Source organism: Paraburkholderia haematera (assembly GCF_905220975.1).
In the GTDB taxonomy this organism is placed as follows: Bacteria; Pseudomonadota; Gammaproteobacteria; order Burkholderiales; family Burkholderiaceae; genus Paraburkholderia; species Paraburkholderia haematera.
The window spans coordinates 723,980-745,444 of record NZ_CAJNBK010000001.1; the positions used below are offsets into that span (position 1 = coordinate 723,980).

16 protein-coding genes are annotated in these 21,465 nt (G+C 64.5%); 7 read left to right on the plus strand and 9 right to left on the minus strand.

Going from position 1 to position 21,465, the window contains the following annotated elements; genetic code table 11:
• Window positions 1–70: 70 nt before the first annotated feature.
• Window positions 71–1,378, minus strand: a complete 1,308-nt coding sequence (locus KHO23_RS03215) for an MFS transporter (protein ID WP_211609591.1) — start codon at window positions 1,376–1,378, stop codon at window positions 71–73.
• Between the two features lie 418 nt (window positions 1,379–1,796).
• Window positions 1,797–2,219, minus strand: coding sequence for an energy transducer TonB family protein (locus KHO23_RS03220; RefSeq protein WP_407946028.1), 423 nt, complete (start codon window positions 2,217–2,219; stop codon window positions 1,797–1,799).
• 121 nt (window positions 2,220–2,340) lie between these two features.
• On the opposite strand from KHO23_RS03220, the gene KHO23_RS03225 reads away from it, so the two are divergent.
• Window positions 2,341–2,733 carry a hypothetical protein gene (locus tag KHO23_RS03225; RefSeq protein WP_211609843.1) on the plus strand — a complete coding sequence of 131 codons (393 nt, stop codon included), beginning with the start codon at window positions 2,341–2,343 and terminating at the stop codon, window positions 2,731–2,733.
• Window position 2,734: 1 nt separating this feature from the next.
• On the opposite strand, the gene argH is transcribed toward KHO23_RS03225, so the two are convergent.
• Window positions 2,735–4,141 (minus strand): argininosuccinate lyase, encoded by a 1,407-nt coding sequence (gene argH / locus KHO23_RS03230; protein WP_211609592.1) that lies wholly within the window; start codon window positions 4,139–4,141, stop codon window positions 2,735–2,737.
• 146 nt (window positions 4,142–4,287) lie between these two features.
• Complete coding sequence (locus KHO23_RS03235; RefSeq protein WP_211609593.1) at window positions 4,288–5,100, minus strand: helix-turn-helix transcriptional regulator; 813 nt, start codon at window positions 5,098–5,100, stop codon at window positions 4,288–4,290.
• A gap of 174 nt (window positions 5,101–5,274) precedes the next feature.
• Between KHO23_RS03235 and KHO23_RS03240 the strand changes: the two genes are divergently transcribed.
• The gene (locus tag KHO23_RS03240; RefSeq protein ID WP_211609594.1) at window positions 5,275–6,027 is read left to right on the plus strand and encodes a class I SAM-dependent methyltransferase; all 753 of its coding nucleotides are present in this window, start codon (window positions 5,275–5,277) and stop codon (window positions 6,025–6,027) included.
• A 157-nt stretch (window positions 6,028–6,184) separates the two neighbouring features.
• Here the strand turns inward: KHO23_RS03240 and ppc are convergent, their stop codons facing one another.
• Complete coding sequence (gene ppc, locus KHO23_RS03245) at window positions 6,185–9,313, minus strand: phosphoenolpyruvate carboxylase (protein WP_211609595.1); 3,129 nt, start codon at window positions 9,311–9,313, stop codon at window positions 6,185–6,187.
• Window positions 9,314–9,771: 458 nt separating this feature from the next.
• Between ppc and hemC the strand changes: the two genes are divergently transcribed.
• Genes hemC through KHO23_RS03260 form a run of 3 tightly spaced genes read left to right on the plus strand, consistent with a single transcriptional unit; the run spans window position 9,772 to window position 13,999 of the window.
• Window positions 9,772–10,788 (plus strand): hydroxymethylbilane synthase, encoded by a 1,017-nt coding sequence (gene hemC / locus KHO23_RS03250; RefSeq protein ID WP_211609596.1) that lies wholly within the window; start codon window positions 9,772–9,774, stop codon window positions 10,786–10,788.
• Window positions 10,788–12,806 carry a fused uroporphyrinogen-III synthase HemD/membrane protein HemX gene (gene hemDX / locus KHO23_RS03255; protein ID WP_211609597.1) on the plus strand — a complete coding sequence of 673 codons (2,019 nt, stop codon included), beginning with the start codon at window positions 10,788–10,790 and terminating at the stop codon, window positions 12,804–12,806. The genes hemC and hemDX overlap by 1 nt, the downstream gene beginning before the upstream one ends.
• A 2-nt stretch (window positions 12,807–12,808) precedes the next feature.
• On the plus strand, window positions 12,809–13,999 hold the full coding sequence (locus KHO23_RS03260; RefSeq protein WP_211609598.1) for a heme biosynthesis protein HemY: 1,191 nt from the start codon (window positions 12,809–12,811) through the stop codon (window positions 13,997–13,999).
• Window positions 14,000–14,177: 178 nt separating this feature from the next.
• Here KHO23_RS03260 and KHO23_RS03265 read toward each other — a convergent pair whose 3' ends face one another.
• The 3 genes from KHO23_RS03265 to KHO23_RS03275 all read right to left on the minus strand — a co-directional run bounded on the left by KHO23_RS03265 (window position 14,178) and on the right by KHO23_RS03275 (window position 17,885).
• Window positions 14,178–15,497: an MFS transporter gene (locus KHO23_RS03265; RefSeq protein ID WP_211609599.1), complete on the minus strand. Its 1,320-nt coding sequence runs from the start codon at window positions 15,495–15,497 to the stop codon at window positions 14,178–14,180.
• 84 nt (window positions 15,498–15,581) lie between these two features.
• Window positions 15,582–16,340: an SDR family oxidoreductase gene (locus tag KHO23_RS03270; RefSeq protein ID WP_211609600.1), complete on the minus strand. Its 759-nt coding sequence runs from the start codon at window positions 16,338–16,340 to the stop codon at window positions 15,582–15,584.
• A gap of 105 nt (window positions 16,341–16,445) precedes the next feature.
• Complete coding sequence (locus KHO23_RS03275) at window positions 16,446–17,885, minus strand: aldehyde dehydrogenase family protein (RefSeq protein WP_211609601.1); 1,440 nt, start codon at window positions 17,883–17,885, stop codon at window positions 16,446–16,448.
• 273 nt (window positions 17,886–18,158) lie between these two features.
• On the opposite strand from KHO23_RS03275, the gene ppa reads away from it, so the two are divergent.
• Both ppa and KHO23_RS03285 read left to right on the plus strand, forming a co-directional pair.
• Window positions 18,159–18,686: an inorganic diphosphatase gene (ppa, locus tag KHO23_RS03280; protein ID WP_211609602.1), complete on the plus strand. Its 528-nt coding sequence runs from the start codon at window positions 18,159–18,161 to the stop codon at window positions 18,684–18,686.
• Window positions 18,687–18,945: 259 nt separating this feature from the next.
• Window positions 18,946–21,051: an FUSC family protein gene (locus tag KHO23_RS03285; RefSeq protein ID WP_211609603.1), complete on the plus strand. Its 2,106-nt coding sequence runs from the start codon at window positions 18,946–18,948 to the stop codon at window positions 21,049–21,051.
• Here the strand turns inward: KHO23_RS03285 and KHO23_RS03290 are convergent.
• Window positions 21,048–21,362 (minus strand): GIY-YIG nuclease family protein, encoded by a 315-nt coding sequence (locus KHO23_RS03290; RefSeq protein ID WP_211609830.1) that lies wholly within the window; start codon window positions 21,360–21,362, stop codon window positions 21,048–21,050. The two genes, KHO23_RS03285 and KHO23_RS03290, sit on opposite strands and share 4 nt — an antisense overlap.
• Between the last annotated feature and the right edge of the window lie 103 nt (window positions 21,363–21,465).

Consider the following 21,465-nt stretch of genomic DNA (forward strand, 5'->3'; position numbering starts at 1 on the left):
GTGAACCGAGTATAGGCAAGCCAAAAAGACGCGCAAGACAGGGGATTTACTCAGCGCGTCTTCAGTCTCTTCACATCAGTTGCGCATCGCGCGTCTCGCGCATGCACAGCACGCCGATCATGCTGACGGCCGCGGCAATCGACACATAGGCGCCCACCCAAGACAGCCCGCCGTGCGCGGCCAGCACCTGCGCGATATACGGTGCGACTGACGCACCGAGAATCCCGCCGAGGTTGTACGACACGCCTGCACCGGTATAGCGCACGTGGGTTGGAAACAGTTCCGGCAGCAGCGCGCCCATCGGGGCGAAAGTCACGCCCATCAGGAACAGTTCGATCACGAGGAACAGCAGCACCAGCGGCGTCTGTCCGCTGCCGAGCAACGGCGCCATCGTGAAGCCGGACAGGATCGCCGCGACGATGCCGACAATCAGCACCGGCTTGCGGCCATAACGGTCGCTAGCCCAGGCCGACAACGGCGTGGCGAGCGCCATGAAGACGACCGCGATGCACAGCATGCCGAGGAACGTCGGCCGCGGAATATGCAGCACCGACACACCATACGACAGCGAAAACGTCGTGGCGTTGTAGAAGAGCGTGTAGCAGACCACCATGGCCAGCGCGCCGAGGAGGGTCGGCAGTCCGTGCTGCGACAGCAAGGTCGCGATCGGCACCTTCACGCGCTCCTTGCGTTCGATAGCCGCCTGGAAGGCCGGTGTCTCAGCAATTTTCAAACGCACGTACAAGCCGAGCGCGACCAGCACCGCGCTGACGAGGAACGGCACGCGCCAGCCCCAGCTGCGGAATTGCTCGTCGCTCAAAGACAACGCCAAAGCGAAGAACAGACCGTTGGACGCCAGAAAGCCGATCGACGGCCCCAGTTGGGGGAACATCCCGAACCAGCCGCGTTTGCCGGCCGGTGCATTCTCGGTGGCGAGCAGCGCGGCGCCGCCCCATTCGCCGCCAAGACCGATTCCCTGGCCGAAGCGCAAGATGCACAGCAGGATCGGCGCGAGGCTGCCGATCGAGTCATAGCCGGGCACGAAACCGATCAGCGTGGTGGACACACCCATCACCAGCAGCGAAGCGACCAGCGTCGACTTGCGGCCGATCCGGTCGCCGAAGTGACCGAACAGGAACGAGCCGATCGGCCGCGCGACGAACGCGATGCCGAACGTGACGAAAGCCGACAATGCCTGGGCGGTCGCCGAGCCGTGCGGGAAAAACACCGGCCCGATGACGAGCGCCGCGGCGGTCGCATAGACGTAGAAATCGTAGAACTCGATCGCGGTGCCGATGAAGCTCGCGAAGATGATTCGCGCGCTGCTGTTCTGCCCGGTTGAATTGGGCTGGGCCGCGGAAATCGGCGAAGTGGACATGCAGGGTCTCCGTGTGTCGTGATGCCGTTGGGCGCCGACCATTCATGTACGGGCGGCGCCTGGTCAGGCAGCATCTTTGTTTAAGTTCGTGCGCCTGCGCTTCGGCGCGTCTCGCTGGCGGTTGAAGCCATACGCGGTGCGGGCGACGAAGCGACAGCTTACAACGGCAGCCGGTGGCCGTCTGCGGTCGCGCGCGAAAGCGGCCTTACGAGGGAAATAAAGGCGGCCGTCGCGGGTGGCGCGGCGGCGCTGCAATCGGGCTCGCGCCGCGCCAACGGGTGAGCGGGCGGCGTGAGCCGTGCCGGAAGGCTCCGGCTTGAGGAATCGGAAAATTATAACGAGTGCGGTGGCGGCGCAGCAAGGCGGTGGCAGGCCCTGGTTCGCATCTTGTCTGCCGGGCGCTGTTTGGGAGCGGCGTTCAGTTGATGGTCTGCGCTTGCGGCGAGGCGAGCTCGCGCAACTGGAATTTGCCGTCGTCGTTGAACAGCCAGTCTTCGAACAGCTCGAGCTGGCCACGGCCGTTCAGCAATTTACCCGGCGGTTCCGGCAGCGGCGACGCGCGCCGCAAGGTGGCGAGCGCGGTGCTCTCGGCTTCGTCATCGCCATTGGTGCGATACACCGAGGACGCCACCACCCGGCCATCGCGATCCACCGTGAACGAGACCACCACCAGCGAGCGCAGCATCGCTTGCGGCGTGCCGCGCAACACGTAAGAAGGGCTGCGCTCGATGATGCGTTGGGCGACCGCGCTGCGGTACTGGTCGAGCGTCGCACTGTTGACGGCGGCGGCCGGCGTGATGATGAGAGGGCGGCCCGGCGGCGTGATGGTGCAGCCTGCCATGACTGCGAGCGCTAAGGCCGAAGCTACCTTCAACGCCAATGCCACGCTATGCGCGTGCGATGGAGAAGCACCAGCGCGTGATGCGAAGTGTCCGGTCAAGCTGCGAAGGTGACGCGTGCGGGTGAGCATCGTGGTGGAAAGCATCAAGGCAGGATCTAAATTGATGGTAGTCAAAAAACGCCAGGATTCAATTGTCGTTGACCCGCTCAGCGCGATTCGCACGCTTGTAATCAGCCGAAATATGACCGGATTGGTTGGCGGCCAAAACGAGCCTACACTTCGTGTGCCTCTTTCGAGAGGCATCGGTGGAAGTCTTTCATTTTGCCCGCTTCGCGCGGGCTTTCTTTTTTGTGCGACGCTTCGCGCAATCAATCCCGCCACGAAAACAACAAAGGCGAACCCGTTGACGAGTTCGCCTTTGTTTGCGCGCGCCGCTAATTGCCCGCTTGGATATCCGTGGCTACGCACGCCGAATGCGTGCATTGCCGGACGCGCCAAAGCGCGCCAGACTTAGCTTACTTCAACGCTTCCCGCGCAGCCTTGACCGCCGCGACTACCTGCTCCGGCGCCGTACCGCCCGGATGGTTGCGGCTCGCCACCGAACCCTCAAGCGTCAGGTACGAGAACACGTCCTCGCCGATCAGATGCGCGACGTTCGGCAGTTCGTGACGCATTTCTTCCAGCGTCAGGTCGGCCAGATCGCAGCCGCGATCGGCACACACGCGAACCGCCAGCGCCACCGCTTCGTGCGCGTCGCGGAACGGCAGACCGCGCTTGACCAGGTAGTCGGCGAGATCGGTCGCGGTGGAGAATCCTTGCAGCGCCGCGTCGCGCATCGCTTGCGGCTTCACCGAGATGCCGGTGACCATTTCAGCGAAGATGCGCAGCGTATCCGCGACCGTATCGACGGTGTCGAACAGCGGTTCCTTGTCTTCCTGATTGTCTTTGTTGTACGCGAGCGGCTGGCCTTTCATCAAGGTCAGCAGGGCGATCAGATGGCCGTTCACGCGGCCCGTCTTGCCACGCGCGAGTTCGGGCACGTCCGGGTTCTTCTTCTGCGGCATGATCGACGAGCCCGTGCAGAAACGGTCGGCCAGATCGATGAAGCCGACGCGCGGGCTCATCCACAGCACGAGTTCCTCGGAGAAGCGCGATACGTGCGTCATCACCAGCGCGGACGCGGCCGTGAACTCGATCGCGAAGTCACGATCGGACACGGCATCCAGCGAGTTCGCGCAGATGCCGTCAAAGCCCAGTGTCTTCGCCACCGCGTGACGGTCGATCGGATAGCTGGTGCCGGCCAGCGCCGCTGCGCCCAGCGGCAGACGGTTCACGCGCTTGCGGCAATCGATCATGCGTTCGGCGTCGCGCGAAAACATTTCGACGTAGGCCAGCAGGTGATGGCCGAACGTGACCGGCTGCGCTACCTGCAAGTGCGTGAAGCCCGGCATGATGGTCGACGCGTTCTTCTCCGCCATGTCGAGCAAGGCGGTGCGCAGTTCCGTCAGCAGACCGCCGATGCGGTCGATTTCGCCGCGCAGCCACAGGCGGATGTCGGTCGCGACCTGGTCGTTACGCGAGCGGCCCGTGTGCAGGCGCTTGCCGGCGTCGCCGATCAGCGCGGTCAGGCGCGCCTCGATGTTCAGGTGGACGTCTTCCAGATCGAGTTGCCACTCGAACTCGCCTCGCTCGATTTCGCCCTTGATCTGCGCCATGCCGCGTTGGATCGCGGCGAGGTCGTCGTCGGCGATGATCTTCTGCGCGGCCAGCATCGAGGCGTGCGCGAGCGACCCTTCGATATCGACAAGCGCCAGACGCTTGTCGAAGAAAACCGACGACGTGTAGCGTTTGACGAGCTCCGACATCGGCTCCGAGAAGCGAGCCGACCAGGCTTCGCCTTTTTTGTGCAGTTGGGACGTCATGGTGTTGGGCAGTTGAACGAGGTGAGGACGCTGACGGCGTTTGCGTACGGTGCAGGCGCCATCGGAATGAGCGAAAGACTGGGATTTTAACACTGGCGGACGGCATCAAAGACGCCGCCCGCCCGAGGCTGTACAGGAAAGCGCGGCTACTCCCGCACCAGCACCACCAGCTTCAGATCCTCGCGATGCGCGGGCTTGAAGGTGATCTGGTCGTAGACAATGCGGCCGTCGCGCGGATGGTTGAATTCGCGCCGGCCGCCTTCACGGCCGCCCACGTCTTGCGACGCCCAGAAGCGGGCGAATGCGTCGCTGGCGGCGGTGAGCGAGTCGATCAGCCCGCGCGTGGGGGCGTCGTTCAGATGGCGGATCGAATCCGCGCGGAATTCGGCAGCGAGGCGCCGCGCGCGAGTGTCCCAGTCGACGATCAACGCCCGTGCCGCGGGCTCGGTGAAGGTGTAGCGCAGCAGATTGCGATCGTGCGTGCCGTCCAGCCAGCCGACGAACAGGTCGGCGGCGCGCGCGTTCCAGGCGAGCGCGTTCCACTGCCGGTCGAGCACGTAAGACGGTGCGTTCACGAGCTGGACGGTTTCGAGCAGGGTGGCGGGCGCGTCGGCGGCGGCCGGATCGGGCTCGGCCGGGTCGCGCTGGGCGGCCAGCTCGAACAGATACGCCCGCTCGGCACGCGACAGTTGCAGCGCGACGGCAATGCGCGCCAGCGCCTCGGCAGAGGCGGAGACGGGGCGGCCCTGCTCGATCCACGTGTACCAGGTCGGGCTCACGCCGCACAGTTGCGCGACTTCCTCACGCCGCAAGCCGGGCGTGCGGCGGCGCGGGCCGGGCGGCAGGCCGAGCGCTTGCGGCGTGAGCCGTTCGCGGTGAGCGCGGATGAAATCGCCGAGCGCGCGGGCAGGCGTGGCGTCGAGCGGCGGCGGGTTGTCGGCGGAGGGCGGCGTGGTCATTCTTATCAGGCAACGCTTGGTGGGGTGTCGGGGGTGGTGTTATCGATACCAGAATAATTGCTTAACTTGTACTGGTACACGGCGGGTTCTATTGTAACGGCTGGAACGGCGCAGCGCTGTTAAGACCCACCGGCCCAAGCCCGTCCAACCCCACCTAGATAACCGGAGCCTTCCATGAAGCACCACGATCAAGTTGCCGACGCCTTCGGCTCGACCGCCGCCGCGTATTTGACGAGTCAGACGCATGCCACCGGCGCCGATCTGCAGACGCTGGCGCGATCGATCGCCGCGACGCCGGATGCAAAGGTGCTCGACATGGGCTGCGGCGCGGGTCACGCGAGTTTCGCGGTGGCACCGCACGCAAAGGAAGTGGTCGCGTACGACATCGCGCCGCAAATGCTCGCGACTGTCGACGGCGCCGCGAAGGACCGCGGCCTGAGCAACATCCGTACGCAACAGGGCGCCGCCGAAACGCTGCCGTTCGACGACCATTCGTTCGACTGGATCATCAGCCGGATGAGCGCGCATCACTGGCACGACGTGCCGCGCGCGTTGGCCGAAGTGCGGCGCGTGCTGAAGCCGGGCGGCAAGGTGTTGTTCATCGACATCGCCGGCATCGATCATCCGCTGCTCGACACGTATATCCAGTCAATCGAAGTGTTGCGCGACGGCTCGCATATCCGCGATTACCGCGCCGACGAATGGATCGCGTTTTTCGAGGCGGCCGGTTTCAAGGCATCGATTCGCGAGCGTTGGCGCATCGCGATCGAGTTCAGCTCGTGGGTGGCGCGCATGCGCACGCCGGAGCCGCATGTGATCGCGATTCGCTCGCTGTGGAGCAAATCGCCCGATGAGGTGCGCCAGTATTTCGACGTCGAGGAAGACGGCTCGTTCAAGCTCGACGCGCTGATGGTCGAGGCGCAATAACGCAATAATGCAACAACGCATCGAAGGAGCGGGCGATACTGCCTGAAAATACACGGCGCAAAAACGACGAAGCCGGGCGCGGCAAACTGCTCCGCGCCCGGCTTCCTCTTTCGGGCGGCTACCGCGAGAGATAGACCGCCCGTTCGATCGGCTTCGATCAGCCCGTATTACGCAAACCCGCCGCAATCCCGTTGATGCTCAAATGAATCCCGCGCCGCACGCGTGCGTTCGTATCGCCCGCACGGTGACGCTTGAGCAACTCGACCTGCAAGTGATTGAGCGGGTCGAGATACGGGAAGCGGTTCTTGATCGAACGCGCGAGCAGCGGGTTCTCCGCGAGCCGTTCGCTCTTGCCGGTGATCTCCGACAAGACCTTTGACGTCCGCTCCCATTCCGCGACGATCCGCTCGAACACGTGTTTGCGCAGCTTCTTGTCCGACACGAGCTGTGCATAGCGCGAGGCCACCGCGAGGTCGGTCTTCGCCAGCACCATGTCCATGTTGGAGAGCAGGTTCGAGAAGAACGGCCAGGTCTTGTGCATCTTCTTGAGCAGCGCAAGACGGCGGGTGCGCTCGGCGTCGCTCGGCGCGCTGTCCAGATGCGCGGCCACGGCGCTGCCGAAACCGTACCAGCCGGTCAGCAACAAGCGGCATTGGCCCCAGGAGAAGCCCCACGGAATCGCGCGCAGATCTTCGATCTTGCGTTGCTTCGGGTCCTGCAATTTGCGCGAAGCCGGACGGCTGCCGATATTCAACTCGGCGATCTCGGAGATCGGCGTCGACTCGAAGAAATACTCCTTGAAGCCCGGCGTTTCGTAGACCAGCGCGCGATACGACGCCATTGCCGCGTCGGACAATTGCTGCATGGTTTCTTCGAACACAGGCAGTTCCGCTGGGGCGTTGCCGTGCGGCAGGAGCGACGCTTCGAGCGTCGCGGCCACCACCGTTTCCAGATTGCGCCGGCCGATTTCCGGATTGCCGAACTTGCTGGCGATCACCTCGCCTTGCTCGGTCAAACGGATCTGGCCGTCGACGGTGCCCGGCGGCTGTGACAGAATCGCCTGATAAGTCGGGCCACCGCCACGGCCAACGGTGCCTCCGCGTCCATGGAAGAGGCGCAGGGTCACGCCGCGTTCATTGAACAGCGACACCAGCGCCAGCTCGGCGCGGTACAGCTCCCAGTTCGACGTCAGGAAGCCGCCGTCCTTGTTGCTGTCCGAGTAGCCGAGCATCACTTCCTGCTCGTTACCCTGATGCTCGATCAGCGCACCCACGCCCGGCAGCGCGATCAGATCGCGCATGATGTGCGGCGCATTGCGCAAGTCGGGGATCGTTTCGAACAGCGGGATCACCATCAGCCCTGCTTGCGCCGGATCGTGCGCGTCGCCCAGACGGCCATGCAGCAGGCCGGTTTCCTTCTGCAGCAACATCACTTCGACCAGATCGCTAACGGTCTCGGTGTGCGAAATGATGTAGTTGCGCACCGCGCGCGCGCCGAACTTCTCGCGCGTGACGCGGGCCTCTTCGAGCACGCCGAGTTCGCTCTTCACGAGGTCGGAGTACTCGCCGTACGGCAGACGCAAGGCGCGCGGCTGCGACAGTTCGGCGAGCAGCACCTTGAGCTTGTCTTCTTCGGAGAGCGACGCGTAGTCCTCTTCGACGCCCGCGCGTTTCAGCAGCTCGGCGATCACCGCTTCATGGATGTCCGAGCTTTGGCGCAAGTCGATGCTCGCCAGATGGAAGCCGAACACTTCGGCGGCGCGCGCGAGCGGCGACAGGCGGGGTGCCGCGAGCGGCGCGCCATGATGCTCGGCGAGCGAATCGATCAGCACGTGCAGGTCGCGCACGAATTCGGCGGAGTCGCCGTACGGTTTGGCGCGCACCGGCGCCGCGCCGCGGCCCGCGCTGCGCACCGGCACGCTGCCTTCGCCGAGACGCACGCGCGCACTGGCCGCGAGTCGCGTGTACATGCCGATCAAGGCGCGCCGATACGGTTCGTCGGTACGATGCGGCGACTGGTCGGGCGAGGCGGCCGCGAGTTCTTTCAACGCGTCGCTTGCGCCGGCCAGCAGGTTCGACACCGACAACTCGGCGCCCAACTTGTGCACCTGCTCCATATAGTGTTCGAAGATCACCGCGGCCTGGCGGGTGATCGCGTGTTCGAGCGTTTCGGCCGTGACGTTCGGATTGCCGTCACGGTCGCCGCCGATCCAGCTGCCCATCTGGAAGAACGGCGGCAGGCGCGCGTCGAGGCCGTGCTCGGCGAGCGCTTCTTCGATGTCGGCGTAGAGCGCCGGAATTTCTTCGAGGAACGTGGCGCGGTAATACGACAGCGCGTTTTCGATTTCATCGGCAACCGTCAGACGCGAGTCGCGCAGCATCCGCGTTTGCCATAGCGACGTGACGCTGGCGCGCAACATGGCTTCGTTGCGCGCGCGTTCGCGGTTGGTCAACGGCTGATCGCGTTCGGCCAGGAGGCGCGCGACGTCGTGCTGCGCGTCGAGAATGCTCTTGCGCTGCACTTCGGTAGGGTGCGCGGTCAGGACCGGCACGATCAACGCTTCGTTGAAGAACTGCTGCAGAACCGGCGTCGCGGCGGCGTTCGCCTCGACGAGCCGTTCGAGCGCGTGTGCCATGGTGCCCGGTTGCGAGGTCGAACCGGCCAGCGCGTGAATCCGGTGACGGCGATTGCGGTGGCGGTCTTCGGCGATATTCGCAAGATGCGAGAAGTAGCTGAACGCGCGCACCACGCTGACCGTTTGCTCCGGGCTGAGCGTTCGCAGTTTCTTGTCGAGGGTCTGCGCGGCGGCGTTGTCGTCCTCACGGCGAAAACGCACGGCGGTCTGGCGGATCGTCTCCACGACGTCGAACACCGCGTCGCCTTCCTGTTCGCGCAGCACGTCGCCGAGCAGGCGGCCGAGATAGCGGATGTCCTGAAACAGCGGATGATCCTTGTCCTCGCGCGTGCGGCCGCTGGTTTTCGACGCGGGTGCGATCGTCTCCTGGGAAACGGTTTGCAGCTTGGGCGCTTTGGCGGCTGGCTTTGCTTTCTCTGTCTTGACGGCCTTCACCGCTTTGTCCGCCTTCGCGGGCGCGGAGGTTTTCGCGGACTTGGGCGTTTTGGCGACGTGAGCGGCCTGGGTTGCCTTGGCCGCTTTGCCGGCGCGTTTAGCCGATGTGGACGGGGTGGCCGTTGCGGCGGAGGCAGAAGCGGCGGCGTCGGCTGCTTGAGCCTTGGGCGATGCAGTGTTGCGGCGGGCAGGGCGCGCCGATCCGGAAGACGTCACGATGGGTTTCCTCAGGGAAGCCAGGGTCTGTTGAGTGATGAACTGCTACTGCGGAACTGCACTATGAGTTGCAACGTGAACTGCACGAAACAGCATGAAACCAGCACGAGGCTTGGACAAAGCCTGGACAAAGCGGTATGCGCCGATGGCAATGCGCCAGAGAGGATGGCCACGCGTGCATGTGCGCGAAGCGCACAAAGTGCATTAGCTGCACGAAGCACAGTGCATGCGCGACTGGCGCGCGAGGCACGTTGCGCCGCATTGCATCATCCCGCATGCCGCGCCCCGGTGCGCGAACGACCGTGCTTGAACAGGCTGGGATGGGGCAGGCGCGCGCTCGGCGAACCCCGTCTCCTCCATCGATACCGCGCCGGCACGGCGCTCCGCTGTGCCTTGAGACACAAGGGCGCGTGCTAACATTGATTGTTATTACATCCCGTCATTCGATCAGCAAGCTAATGAACACCGAGACGTTTTTTGCGCCACCCCACACGCTTGTGATTGCGTCGCGAGAAAGCCGCCTTGCCATGTGGCAGGCAGAGCATGTGCGATGTGCGCTGCACAAATTATATCCATCTTGTGACGTAAAAATCCTCGGAATGACGACACGTGGGGATCAAATTCTCGATCGCACTTTGTCGAAGGTTGGTGGTAAGGGCCTGTTCGTCAAGGAACTGGAAGCGGCGCTGGCCGACGGCCGCGCCGATCTGGCCGTGCATTCGCTCAAAGACGTGCCGATGGAATTGCCCGCCGGCTTTGCGCTTTCCACCATCATGGAGCGCGAAGATCCGCGCGACGCGCTCGTCTCCAACGAGTACGACTCGCTTGCCGCGCTGCCGGCCGGCGCCGTGGTCGGTACCTCCAGCCTGCGCCGCGAGGCCATGCTGCGCATGCGTTACCCGCACCTCGTGGTGCGGCCGTTGCGCGGCAACCTGGATACGCGCCTGTCCAAGCTCGATCGCGGCGACTACGCGGCGATCATTCTGGCGGCGGCCGGTTTGAAGCGTCTGGGTCTCGGCGAGCGCATCCGCGCGCTGCTCGATCCTGAAGACAGCTTGCCCGCAGCCGGTCAGGGCGCGCTCGGCATCGAGATTCGCGCCGATCGCGCGGACCTCGCGGCGTGGCTCGCGCCGCTGCATCACGAACATACGGCAGCGGCCGTTGAGGCGGAGCGGATGGTGTCGCGCGCCCTTGGCGGCAGTTGCGAAGTGCCGCTCGCGGCCTACGCAACCTGGCACGACGGTGCGCTGCATCTGCGCGGCATCGTCGCTACGCCCGACGGCCAGCGTGTCCTGAGCGCGCAGGCATCGGGGCCGGCGCCCACCGTCGAACACGCCGTTGCGCTTGGCCAGGAAGTGGCGAATGCGCTCGAACAGCAAGGCGCAATGGACATCGTCCGTGCGCTGAGCACGGCCAGCGGTCCCGCGGCAGCGTCAGCCGACGGCGCGTCGGACAGCGCGGCGACCGGCGAGTGATGGCGGCCGATATCCCGGGCAACGCATCCTCATCCGTCGGCAAGGCGGCGTTCACGGTTGTGATTACGCGACCGGCCGGTCAGTCGAACGAATTGATCGCGCAACTCGCGGCGGCAGGCATTGCTGCGCTCGATTTTTCGTTGATCGACATCGCGCCTGTCACGGACGAAGCGCCATTGCGCAGCGCGCTGGCTTCGCTGGAACGCTATGCACTGGTGGTGTTCGTGTCGCCCAACGCGGTCGATCACGCGTTTGCGCGTAGCGATGCAATCTGGCCGCACGCGCTGCCGATCGGCGTAGTCGGGCCGGGCAGTGTGCAGGCGCTGGCGCGCCAGGGCGTCACCGCGCCGGCATACCAGGTCATCAGCCCGCCGTCCGTAGCCGACGACGATACCGCGCGCTTCGATTCCGAAGGCCTGTTCGCGGCGATCGACACGGCGCTCGGCGCGGCGAGCCTCGAAGGCAAGCGCGTCCTGATCGTGCGCGGCGACGGCGGCCGCGAATGGCTTGCCGACCGTTTGCGCGAAGCCGGCGCCGAAGTCGAAACCGTCGCGGCCTATCGCCGCCTCGTACCGGAGCCGTCGATCGGCGGCTGGGCGCGCGTGCACGCGCTGCTTGCCGGCGAGCCGCACGCCTGGCTGCTCACCAGTTCGGAAGGGGTGCGCAACCTGCATGAACTCGCGCAAGAGCATCTGACCGCCGGCGAAATCGCGCAACTGAAGCACGCCAACCTCGTCACGCCGCATCCCCGTATTGCGCAGACCGCGCGGGCATTGGGTTTTGATAGCATTACGGTGTCCGGCGCGGGCGATGATCGCATTGCCCGCGCCTTGCTTGCTGCCGTGCCGACCGTAGTTCAACCGGTACCGTCCAACCCGGCTCATTCACCGGCTAAATCACGCATGACTGAAACGAACGCATCCACGAACGCTTCACCCCAGCCGGCCGCAAGCACTGCGTTGCCGCCGAATCCCCCCTTCACGCCCTACGAAGCGCAAAAGCGCCGCAGCGCGAGCGGACCGCTGCTGTGGTTTGTCGTCGTGGTCATCGCCTGTGCGGCGGGCGTGGGCGGCTATGCGCTCAATCGCAAGGTGGAGCGCACCGAGCAGCAACTCGCGCAACGCCAGCAAGCCAACGACGCGCAGACCAACGACCTGCGCGTCAAGACCGATCAGGCGCTGGCTACGGTGCATCAATCGGACGCGCAGGTCGCGCAACTCGAAGGCAAGCTCGCTGATGCGCAAACCGCGCAGCAGGCACTGCAACAGCAATACACCGATCTCGCCCGCAATCGCGACGACTGGACGATGGCCGAAGTCGGCCAGATGTTGTCGGCCGCGAGCCAGCAATTGCAGCTCACCGGCAACACGCAACTCGCGCTGTTCGCGCTGCAAAGCGCCGACACGCGTCTCGCCGCCTCGGATAGCCCGCAGGCTGTGACCGTGCGCAAAGCGATCGCGCAAGACATCGACAAGCTGAAGGCCGCGCCGTCCACGGATCTGACGGGGATGGCGATCAAGCTCGACAACGCGATCGACCAGGTCGACGCGTTGCCGCTCTCGGGCGAGGCACCAATTGCCCACGCCACGCCGAAGGCCGCCACCTGGGCCGACACGGCGAAGGTGGCCGCGGCCACCGGTGAGCCGCGTTGGAAAGTGTGGTGGCGTGAGGTCACGACCGGCATCGGCCAGCAGTTGACGAGCCTCGTCCAGGTGCGCCGCATCGACAACGCCGACGCGATGCTGGTCACGCCCGATCAAGGCTACTTCGTGCGCGAGAATCTGAAGCTGCGCTTGCTGTCGGCGCGGCTTGCGCTGCTCTCGCGCAACCAGACCACGCTGAAGTCCGACCTGCAGGCGGCGCAGGCGGCGCTCACGCGCTACTTCGACAATACGTCGAAGAAAACGCAGACCGTGGCCGATCTGGTCAAGCAGGTGGATGCGGGCTCGGCCGCGGTTGAACTGCCGAGTCTGAACACCAGCCTGCAGGCCGTCAATCAATACCGGAGCCGAGGTTAATCATGGCAATCCGGGGACTTCTATGGCTCGCGTTGCTGTTCGCCATCGCGGTGGTGCTGGCGGTGGTCGGGCGCTTCGACATGGGGCAGGTGCTGCTGATCTATCCGCCGTATCGCGTCGACATCTCGCTGAATCTGTTCGTGGTCGGGCTGGTGGTGCTGTTCATCCTGTTGTACGCGCTGCTGCGCATCGTGCGCAACATCTGGCGCATGCCGCAGCGCGTGGCGGCCTATCGCGCTCGCTCGCGGGTCGCGAAGGCGCACGCCGCATTGCGCGACGCGATCGGCAATCTGTACGCCGGGCGTTTCTCGCGCGCTGAAAAAGCCGCGAAGGATTCGCTTACGAATGGCGACAACAAGGGCGCGGCCGGTTTGATCGCGGCCACCGCGGCGCACCGCATGCGTGAATACGCGCGGCGCGACGAATGGCTCGCCCAGATCGAAGAAGCCGACTGGCAGGACGCACGCCTGATGGCCACCGCCGACATGCGCGCCGATGGCCGCGACGCGGACGGCGCGCTGACCGCGCTCACCGAAATGCAATCGCAGGGTGCGCGGCGCATTCACGCGCAGCAGATCATGTTGCGCGCGCAACAGCAATTGAAGAACTGGAGTGAAGTGCTCAAGCTCGTCAAGACGCTGGAAAAGCGCGAAGCGATCCATCCGGCGGTGGCGGTGCGTTTGCGCCAGCTTGCGGCGGAGAACCTGTTGCGCGACCGGCGTCACAACGCCGATGCGCTGCTGGAGTTGTGGAGTTCGCTGTCGGCCACCGAACGTCACTCACCGCGTCTCGCCGATGTCGCCGCCGAACTGCTGGTGTCGCTGAATCGTCCGCAGGAAGCACGCAAGATCGTCGAAGAAGCGCTGGCGCAGAATTGGGACGCGCGTCTGCTGCGCCGTTATCCGGACACGACCGGGGGCGACGCGTTGCCGCTGATCCAGAAGGCCGAAGGGTGGCAGAAGGATCGCCCGGAAGACGCGGACCTGATGTTCGCCTTGGGCCGCTTGTGTCTGCACCAGCAGTTGTGGGGCAAGGCGCAATCGTTCCTCGAGCGCGCGCTGAAACTGGCCGACAACGAGACGCTGAAGATTCGTTCGCATCGCGCGTTGGCGCGTTTGCATGAACAGCTCGGCGATGCCGAAAAGGCGAGCCAGCACTATCGCGAGAGCGCGTTGGCGATGAATATCGTTTGATGCTTTGATCGATGCGGCGTGCGGTTGATCGTGCGCTCCGGTAGAAGGAAAAAAGCCCCCGGCGTTTCAAGCCGGGGGCTTTTTCGTTGAAGCGCTAAGCCGCTAAGCCGCTAAGCCGCTAAGCTTGACTCGTGACGCGGTGCTTTCAACCTGCGTCACGTTATCCAGCGAGCCGCTGTTACTTATTGACCATCGTCGCGGGCACGCTGATCGCGAGCAGTCCGCCCAGGATCATGAACGCCGCCAGCATATACATGCCGGAATCGTTCGCCGCCGTCGCCTGCTTCAGCCAGCCAACCGCATACGGGCTGAGAAAGCCCGCGAGATTGCCGATCGAATTGATCATCGCAATGCCGGCCGCCGCGCCCGTGCCGGCGAGGATCGCAGTGGGCAAACTCCAGAACAGCGGCAGGGTGGTCAGGATGCCCATGGTCGCGAGCGTGAGCGAGGCCATTGCCAGGACCGTGTTGTGCGCCCACACCACGGAGAGCACGAGGCCAATTGCCCCCGCGAACGCCGGCAACGCGATATGCCAGCGCCGCTCGCGCTTGCGGTCCGCGCTACGCGACACGAACACCATCGCGACCACCGCTGCCGCAAACGGAATCGCGGACAGCAGGCCGATCATGAACGAGTCCGTCACGCCGGTCGCCTTGATGATGGTCGGCAGCCAGAAGCTCACGCCATACAGGCCCATCACGAACGAGAAGTACGTGAGGCTCAGCATCAGCACGCGGCCGCTCGTGAGCACCTGACGAATCGGCATGTCGTGCTTGGTGGCTTCCTCAGCGGATACCTGGCGTTCGAGTAACTGCTTTTCTTCTGCAGTGAGCCATTTCGCTTTGGAGATACGGTCGTCCAGCATCAGGAACACCATGACGCCGACGATGACCGACGGGATCCCTTCGAGCAGAAACAGCCACTGCCAGCCATGCCAGCCGTTCATGCCGTTGAAGCTCTTCAGGATGTAGCCCGACACCGGGCCGCCGATCACGCCGGACAACGCGATTGCCGTCATGAACAAGGTGGTCATGCGCCCGCGCCGATGCGCCGGATACCAGTACGTGAGGTACAGAATGATGCCGGGGAAGAAGCCCGCTTCGGCGAGCCCGAGCAGGAAGCGCATCACGTAGAACATGGTCGGCGTGGTGATGAACATGGTCAGCATGGAGATCACGCCCCAGGACACCATGATCCGTGCGATCCACACGCGTGCGCCTACCTTGTGAAGGATAACGTTGCTCGGAACTTCGAAGATGAAATAGCCGAGGAAGAAAATCCCCGCACCGAAGCCGTAGACCGCGTCACTCAGGCCAAGATCGGTGGTCATTTGCAGCTTGGCGAAGCCGACGTTGACGCGGTCGAGATACGCGACCACGTAGCAGAGCATCAGGAACGGCGCGAGCCGCCACGTGACCTTGCGGTAGGTCGCCTCTTCGAAAGTGGAAGGTGGCGCCCCCGCGCCGGGATGGTGGAGCGGATCTGCGGGACTAGCCATGGTGTCTCCTTTTTTCTTGTGGAAATGACGTGCGGGCTTCGATCGCGATTCTAGCCGAGCTGAATGTACCGGAAGAACCCGCGCTCACACGCAGCGCCCGCCGTCCACTTCGAGGCACACGCCGGTGATGAACTCCGCCTCCTCCGAGGCGAGATACAGTGCCGCGTTGGCAATATCCTGCGGTGTCGAGAAGCGCCCGAGCGGAATGCCGGCGAGAAAGCGCTTGCGATTGTCCGGCGTATCTTCGACACCCATGAACTCCGACAATAGCGCTGTCTCGCCCATCACGGGGTTCACACAGTTCACCCGAATACGGTCCGGGCCCAGTTCGACGGCGAGCGACTTGCTGGCGATGATCACCGCGCCTTTGCTGCCGTTGTACCAGACGAGGCCGGGCCGCGGCCGCACGCCGGCCGTCGACGCGATATTGATGAAGCAGCCGCCGCCTTGCTGGCGGAAATACGGCACGAATTCCTGCACGCTCCAGTAGATGCTTTTGACGTTCACCGCGTAGACGCGGTCGAACTCGGCTTCCGTCACGTCGAGCACCGGCTTGTTGCGATGCGTCGTGCCGGCATTGTTGACGACGATCTGCACGCTGCCGAAGTCTTCGAGCGCGGCCTCGCGCAGCTTTTGCCAGTCCTCGCGTAGCACGACGTTGCCGGCTACCGCGATAGCCTTGCCGCCGGCGAGCGCGATTTCGCTCGCCACACGTTCGGCCGCGGGGCCGTTCAGATCGTTGACCACGACGTTCGCGCCTTCGCGCGCGTAGGTCTTCGCGATGCCTTCACCGAAACCCGAGCCGCCACCCGTGACGATGGCCGTTTTACCTGTCAACCGCATGATGTCTCCATTGCTTGTTGTGGATGGTGATGCGCCTGTTTCCGCTTATTTCCCGCTTGCTTCCCGCTGACTTCCGTTCACTTGTAGCGAAATGCGAGTGCCCGACTAACCGTGACGAATGGCGATGGTCTTCAACACCGTGAAGCCATACAGCGCTTCGAAACCCTTTTCACGCCCATGGCCTGAATGCTTCACGCCGCCGAACGGCAATTCGACGCCGCCGCCCGCGCCATAGTTGTTGATGAACACCTGGCCGGAGCGCAGGCGCCGTGCGAGGCGCATCTGACGGGCACCGTCGCGCGTCCAGATACCCGCGACGAGGCCGTACTGCGTGCCGTTGGCGAGCGAGAGCGCTTCGTCTTCGTCGGTGAACGGCATCGCGGCGAGGACGGGGCCGAACACTTCGTCGCGCGCGAGACGGTGGCTCGCGGGCACGTCGCGCAGCAGCGTGGGCGCTTGATAGAAACCACTTTCCGGCGCCTCGGGGATGACTTCACCGTGGGCCGCCATCGGGATGCCGTCGTGTTGGGCGTCGGAGAGGAAGTCCCAGACGCGCTGTTGCTGCTTCGCATTGATCAGCGGACCGCAGTCGAGATCGGCATGCGACGGTCCGACGCGCAGCGCGTGGAACGCGCCGCTCAGCCGGTCGAGCAGCGGCTCGTAAATGGCGCGGTCGATCAGCACGCGGCTGCCCGCCGAGCAGGTTTGCCCGGCGTTCTGCACGATCGCCGACACCAGCACCGGCAGCGCTGCGTCGAGATCCGCGTCGGCGAAAACGATTTGCGGCGATTTGCCGCCCAGTTCCAGCGTGACCGGCACGTGGTTCTCGGCGGCCATCTGCGTCACCAGCTTGCCGGTTTCGGGCGAGCCGGTGAACGAGATGTGATCGATGCCGGGATGACGCGCGAGGGCCGCGCCCGCTTCATGCCCAAAACCGGTGACGATATTCAGCGCGCCGGCCGGCAAACCTGCCTCGGCCGCCAGTTCGGCGACGCGCAATACCGAGAGGCACGCGTCTTCCGCCGGCTTGACGACGCACGCATTGCCGGTGGCGAGCGCCGCACCGACGCTGCGGCCGAAGATCTGCATCGGGTAGTTCCACGGCACGATATGACCGGTCACGCCGTGCGGCTCGCGGATTGTCAACACCGTGTAGCCGGCCTGATAGGGGAGCGTTTCGCCGTGCAGTTTGTCTGCCGCGCCGGCGTAAAACTCGAAATAGCGGGCGAGTGCAGCCGAATCGGCGCGCGCCTGTTTGAGCGGCTTGCCGGTGTCGCGGGCTTCCAGTTGGGCGAGTTCTTCCTGATGCGCGGCGACCAGCATCGAGAGCCGGTACAGCACGCGGCCGCGTTCGGCGGCGCTTGCCTCGCCCCACGCGCCTTCGAAGGCGCGGCGGGCGGCGTGGACCGCGGCGTCGATATCCGCTGCGGTGCCGCGCGCCAGTTGAGCGAACGGCTGGCCATCCGAGGGGTCGAGCACGGCGATGGTCTCGCGGCCTGATGCGGCAACCCATTCGCCGTTGATGAAGTGTCGGGCTTCTTCCATGCAGACTCCTTGAGATGTCGCGCAGCCGGGGTTCAAGCCGGGGTTCAAGCTGAGGTTCAAATACGCGTTGTTCACAAACGAGAGGCACAATCGAGCGACGCCAGACGATTATCGCGCCGATCCAACTCAAGGTGCCATCGGCCGATTGGCTATAATGGCGTATTCCGCACTGTCCGGCCGTAGCGCCTCGTCCCGGCGAGTTTCACGATTCACGCCGCTCGAGTTCGCGCGCCGCACGCCGTGTTCCGAATTCCTTCTGATCAGAGAGCGCTCATGAGCTTCAATCACGTCCCCGCAGGCAAAGACCTTCCGCAAGATTTCAACGTCATCATCGAAATCCCGGCGCAAAGCGATCCGGTGAAGTATGAAGCTGACAAGGAAACGGGCCTGCTCCACGTCGACCGTTTTATCGGCACCGGCATGCGCTATCCGGCGAATTACGGCTACATTCCGCAAACGCTGTCGGGCGACGGCGACCCGGTCGACGTGCTGGTCATCACGCCGTTCCCGCTGCTGGCTGGCTCGGTGGTTCGTGCCCGCGCACTCGGCATGCTGCAAATGACCGACGAATCCGGCGTCGACGCGAAGCTGGTTGCCGTCGCGCACGACAAGGTCTGCCCGATGACCGCCGATCTCAAGTCGATCGACGACGTCCCGGCGTACCTGAAAGACCAGATCAAGCACTTCTTCGAGCAATACAAGGCGCTGGAAAAGGGCAAGTGGGTGAAGGTCGAAGGCTGGGCGGGCATCGAAGCCGCTCACAAGGAAATCAGCGAAGGCGTGGCGAACTTCAAGAAGTAAGCTGCGCTACACCGCTAGTTGATGAAAAAACCGCGCGAGCCTGCAAGGGCCGCGCGGTTTTTTCATGGGTGGCCTTCGCACGTAGAAGCAGTGCATGGAAACAGCGCATAGACGCAGCGCATCGACGGGATGAACCGAAGCCATTTTTATATCTTGGTGTTAACCCTTATTATTCGGCAGCCGTAGCAGGTTTCCTGCCGTCGGCGTATTAATGCGCTGACGCAGCGCCAATGTGCGTTTTTGGGAGCCCACCGTCCGGATGCTGAATCGCAAGTCCAACCCTTCGTCGCCGCGCTGGTCGAGCCGCCTGTACGCGAGCCTGTACGCGCTCGTCACCGCGATCTACCGCAAACGGCCGGTATGGATGGTGTCGTTTTCGATGAGCGAGGCCAGTCTGTCGGAAGGGCTGAGAGCCGCCTGTGCGTCCACCGCCATGCTGGTGCTTGGCAATCTGCTGCACGACCCGACCTTCGCATGGGCCGCGATCGGTGCTTTCTGGACCTGTCTCGCAGACGCGGCCGGCTCGAACCGCGCCCGCTTCGCCTCGATGATGGGTTTTGCGCTTCTGTCTACGGTATGCGGTGCCGTGACCGCGTTCGCCTCAGGCGAGGGAACCGTGTTCGCGGCGCTCGCCATGCTGGTATTCACGACGCTCGGCGCGTTCGGCCGGATCTGGGGCGCGGCGACATCGCAGGTGACGATCCTCGCGGCGACCGCTTGCGTCGTGATGGTCGACCGGCCCATGCACAACCTTCGGGAAGGAATGGCGTTTCTCGGCATCTACCTGGCCGGTTGCCTGTTTGCTGTCGTGCTGAGCTTGACTGTCTGGCGCATTCATCCGTTCGGCGCGAGCCGCGCTTCGCTGCGTGCGGTGTATGTGCGTCTGGCCGATATCGCATTCGACGGCGCGCGCCTGCTCGAAGCGCACGCGGCCCCCGGACAGTGGGTCACGCATGCCGCGAAATTTCGCGCCGATGCGCGGGCTTCGCTTGAGCGCTCGCGCAAGGCGTTGGCGAACGTGCCTGACTCGAGAACGGCGGGCCGGGAAACCTACGACACGCTGCTCGCGCTGCTGAGCGAAAGTGAAGCGCTCTTTGCGTATCTGATTGCGGTCACCGGCGCCTGCGAAAAACCCCCTCAAGACGCGCGCCGCATCAGGCGCGCGGCCCGGCTGCTGACCGGGATGGGCGAGGTTCTGCGAAGAATCGGCGCGGACGCCAGCGAAGCGCAATGGAAACGTCTCGCCGATTTGCAAGGCCGGTTGCGGCGTCTCGCGAGGCGGCTCGAGTCCGCGCTGATAGAACCCGTGGCGCTCAAGTCCGATTTCGAACTGGTCGATTTCGCACCGGCGTATGCCCAGCCGCTCGGGTGGCCGCACAGTGCCGCCAGATTGTTGACGCGGACGTGGTCGACCCTGAAGGCGAACCTCTCGGTGCAGTCGGTCGGCTTGCGCCACGCCGCCCGTGTGGGCGTCACGACCACCGCGGGCTTTCTGGTCATACGGGCGCTGGGGCTCCCCTTCGGCTACTGGGCAACCATGGCGACGCTGTTGATCCTGCAACCGTCCATTGCCGCGACCTGGCCACGAAGCATCGAGCGTGTTGCCGGGAGCATCGTCGGAGGCGTGCTGGCGGCGGGCATCGGCTATGCGATTCATTCGCCGCTCGGCATTTCGCTAGCGGTTTTTCCGCTGGTGGTCGCCACGATGGCGCTGCGCCCCGTCAGCTACAGCCTCTTCGTTCTTTTCCTGACACCGACCTTCGTGCTCGTGGCCGACTTCGCGACGCCAGGCGCCAGCGAATTTGCCTATGCGCTCACGCGGCTCGGCAACAATGTGCTGGGCTGTGTGTTGGCGCTGCTGGCAACGTTCTATTTATGGCCGACGCGGGAAAAAGTCGACTATCGCGCCTATCTGAGTGAGGCGGTGCGGGCCAATCTCGCGTATCTCAGGGCGGCACTTGAGTCGCAGGACCGAAGCGAGAAGGACATGGAGCGCTTGCGTCGAGCCGCGGGCTTGGGCAGCAATAACGCCGAGGAAGCGATCGGCCGCATTCGACTCGAAAAGCTCGAGGACTCGATGGTCGACACGGTGACACTGACGGTGCTGAGCGTGTTGCGGAAAATGGCGGGAACCGCAACCCAACTGCGCTTGAGTACGAACCGGCGCAGCACGCACGAAGCGCTCGGCGCGTGGATTGCCGCCACGAGTGCCGACATTGAGGCGGCCCTGAACCGAACGTTGCGGCCGATACGGCGCGATCTTCCCGCGCGCGACCGGTTGACGTCTCTGGAGGCGGATGCGGTGGGCGAAATCGCCCTGATGCATCGGCTGTTGACTGAGCGGATGCGCGAGGCGAGAGGTTAGGGGGAGGCGGGCTCGTCTTCGGCAACCGGCTCCGGCTCCGGCAGCGGCAATACCGATTCGAGCGTACGCAGCCCCGCGGCCAGCGCGCGCTTGTCAGAAGGCGTTAGCCGCTTGACCCAATACTCCGCACTCGACGCACTCGAACGGTTCGCCAGTTCAAACGACGCCAGCACCTGCACCGGCTTGCGCGATCGCGTATAGCGCGCGCCCGCGCCGCTCACGTGCTTATCGAAGCGCGCCTGCACGTCGGTGGCAATGCCGGTATAAACGCTGCCGTCCGAGCATTCGAGCAGATAGAGAAACCACGCCATGGGTGCGCCGATCGGGAGTGTCGTCAAACGAGAGGCCAGGGCGCATGCATGGCCGGGCCTCGCAAAAAGAGCCCAAGTGTCCCACAGAACGAAGGCGCAGTGC

Excerpts from the sequence above, each read along its gene's own strand:
- KHO23_RS03275 (WP_211609601.1), bottom strand. The coding sequence starts at position 17,885 with ATGGAAGAAGCCCGACACTTCATCAACGGCGAATGGGTTGCCGCATCA.
- argH (WP_211609592.1), bottom strand. The coding sequence starts at position 4,141 with ATGACGTCCCAACTGCACAAAAAAGGCGAAGCCTGGTCGGCTCGCTTC.
- KHO23_RS03240 (WP_211609594.1), top strand. The coding sequence starts at position 5,275 with ATGAAGCACCACGATCAAGTTGCCGACGCCTTCGGCTCGACCGCCGCC.
- KHO23_RS03220 (WP_407946028.1), bottom strand. The coding sequence starts at position 2,219 with ATGGCAGGCTGCACCATCACGCCGCCGGGCCGCCCTCTCATCATCACG.
- KHO23_RS03215 (WP_211609591.1), bottom strand. The coding sequence starts at position 1,378 with ATGTCCACTTCGCCGATTTCCGCGGCCCAGCCCAATTCAACCGGGCAG.
- hemDX (WP_211609597.1), top strand. The coding sequence starts at position 10,788 with ATGGCGGCCGATATCCCGGGCAACGCATCCTCATCCGTCGGCAAGGCG.
- hemC (WP_211609596.1), top strand. The coding sequence starts at position 9,772 with ATGAACACCGAGACGTTTTTTGCGCCACCCCACACGCTTGTGATTGCG.
- KHO23_RS03260 (WP_211609598.1), top strand. The coding sequence starts at position 12,809 with ATGGCAATCCGGGGACTTCTATGGCTCGCGTTGCTGTTCGCCATCGCG.
- ppa (WP_211609602.1), top strand. The coding sequence starts at position 18,159 with ATGAGCTTCAATCACGTCCCCGCAGGCAAAGACCTTCCGCAAGATTTC.
- KHO23_RS03270 (WP_211609600.1), bottom strand. The coding sequence starts at position 16,340 with ATGCGGTTGACAGGTAAAACGGCCATCGTCACGGGTGGCGGCTCGGGT.
- KHO23_RS03285 (WP_211609603.1), top strand. The coding sequence starts at position 18,946 with ATGCTGAATCGCAAGTCCAACCCTTCGTCGCCGCGCTGGTCGAGCCGC.
- KHO23_RS03265 (WP_211609599.1), bottom strand. The coding sequence starts at position 15,497 with ATGGCTAGTCCCGCAGATCCGCTCCACCATCCCGGCGCGGGGGCGCCA.
- KHO23_RS03290 (WP_211609830.1), bottom strand. The coding sequence starts at position 21,362 with ATGGCGTGGTTTCTCTATCTGCTCGAATGCTCGGACGGCAGCGTTTAT.
- KHO23_RS03235 (WP_211609593.1), bottom strand. The coding sequence starts at position 5,100 with ATGACCACGCCGCCCTCCGCCGACAACCCGCCGCCGCTCGACGCCACG.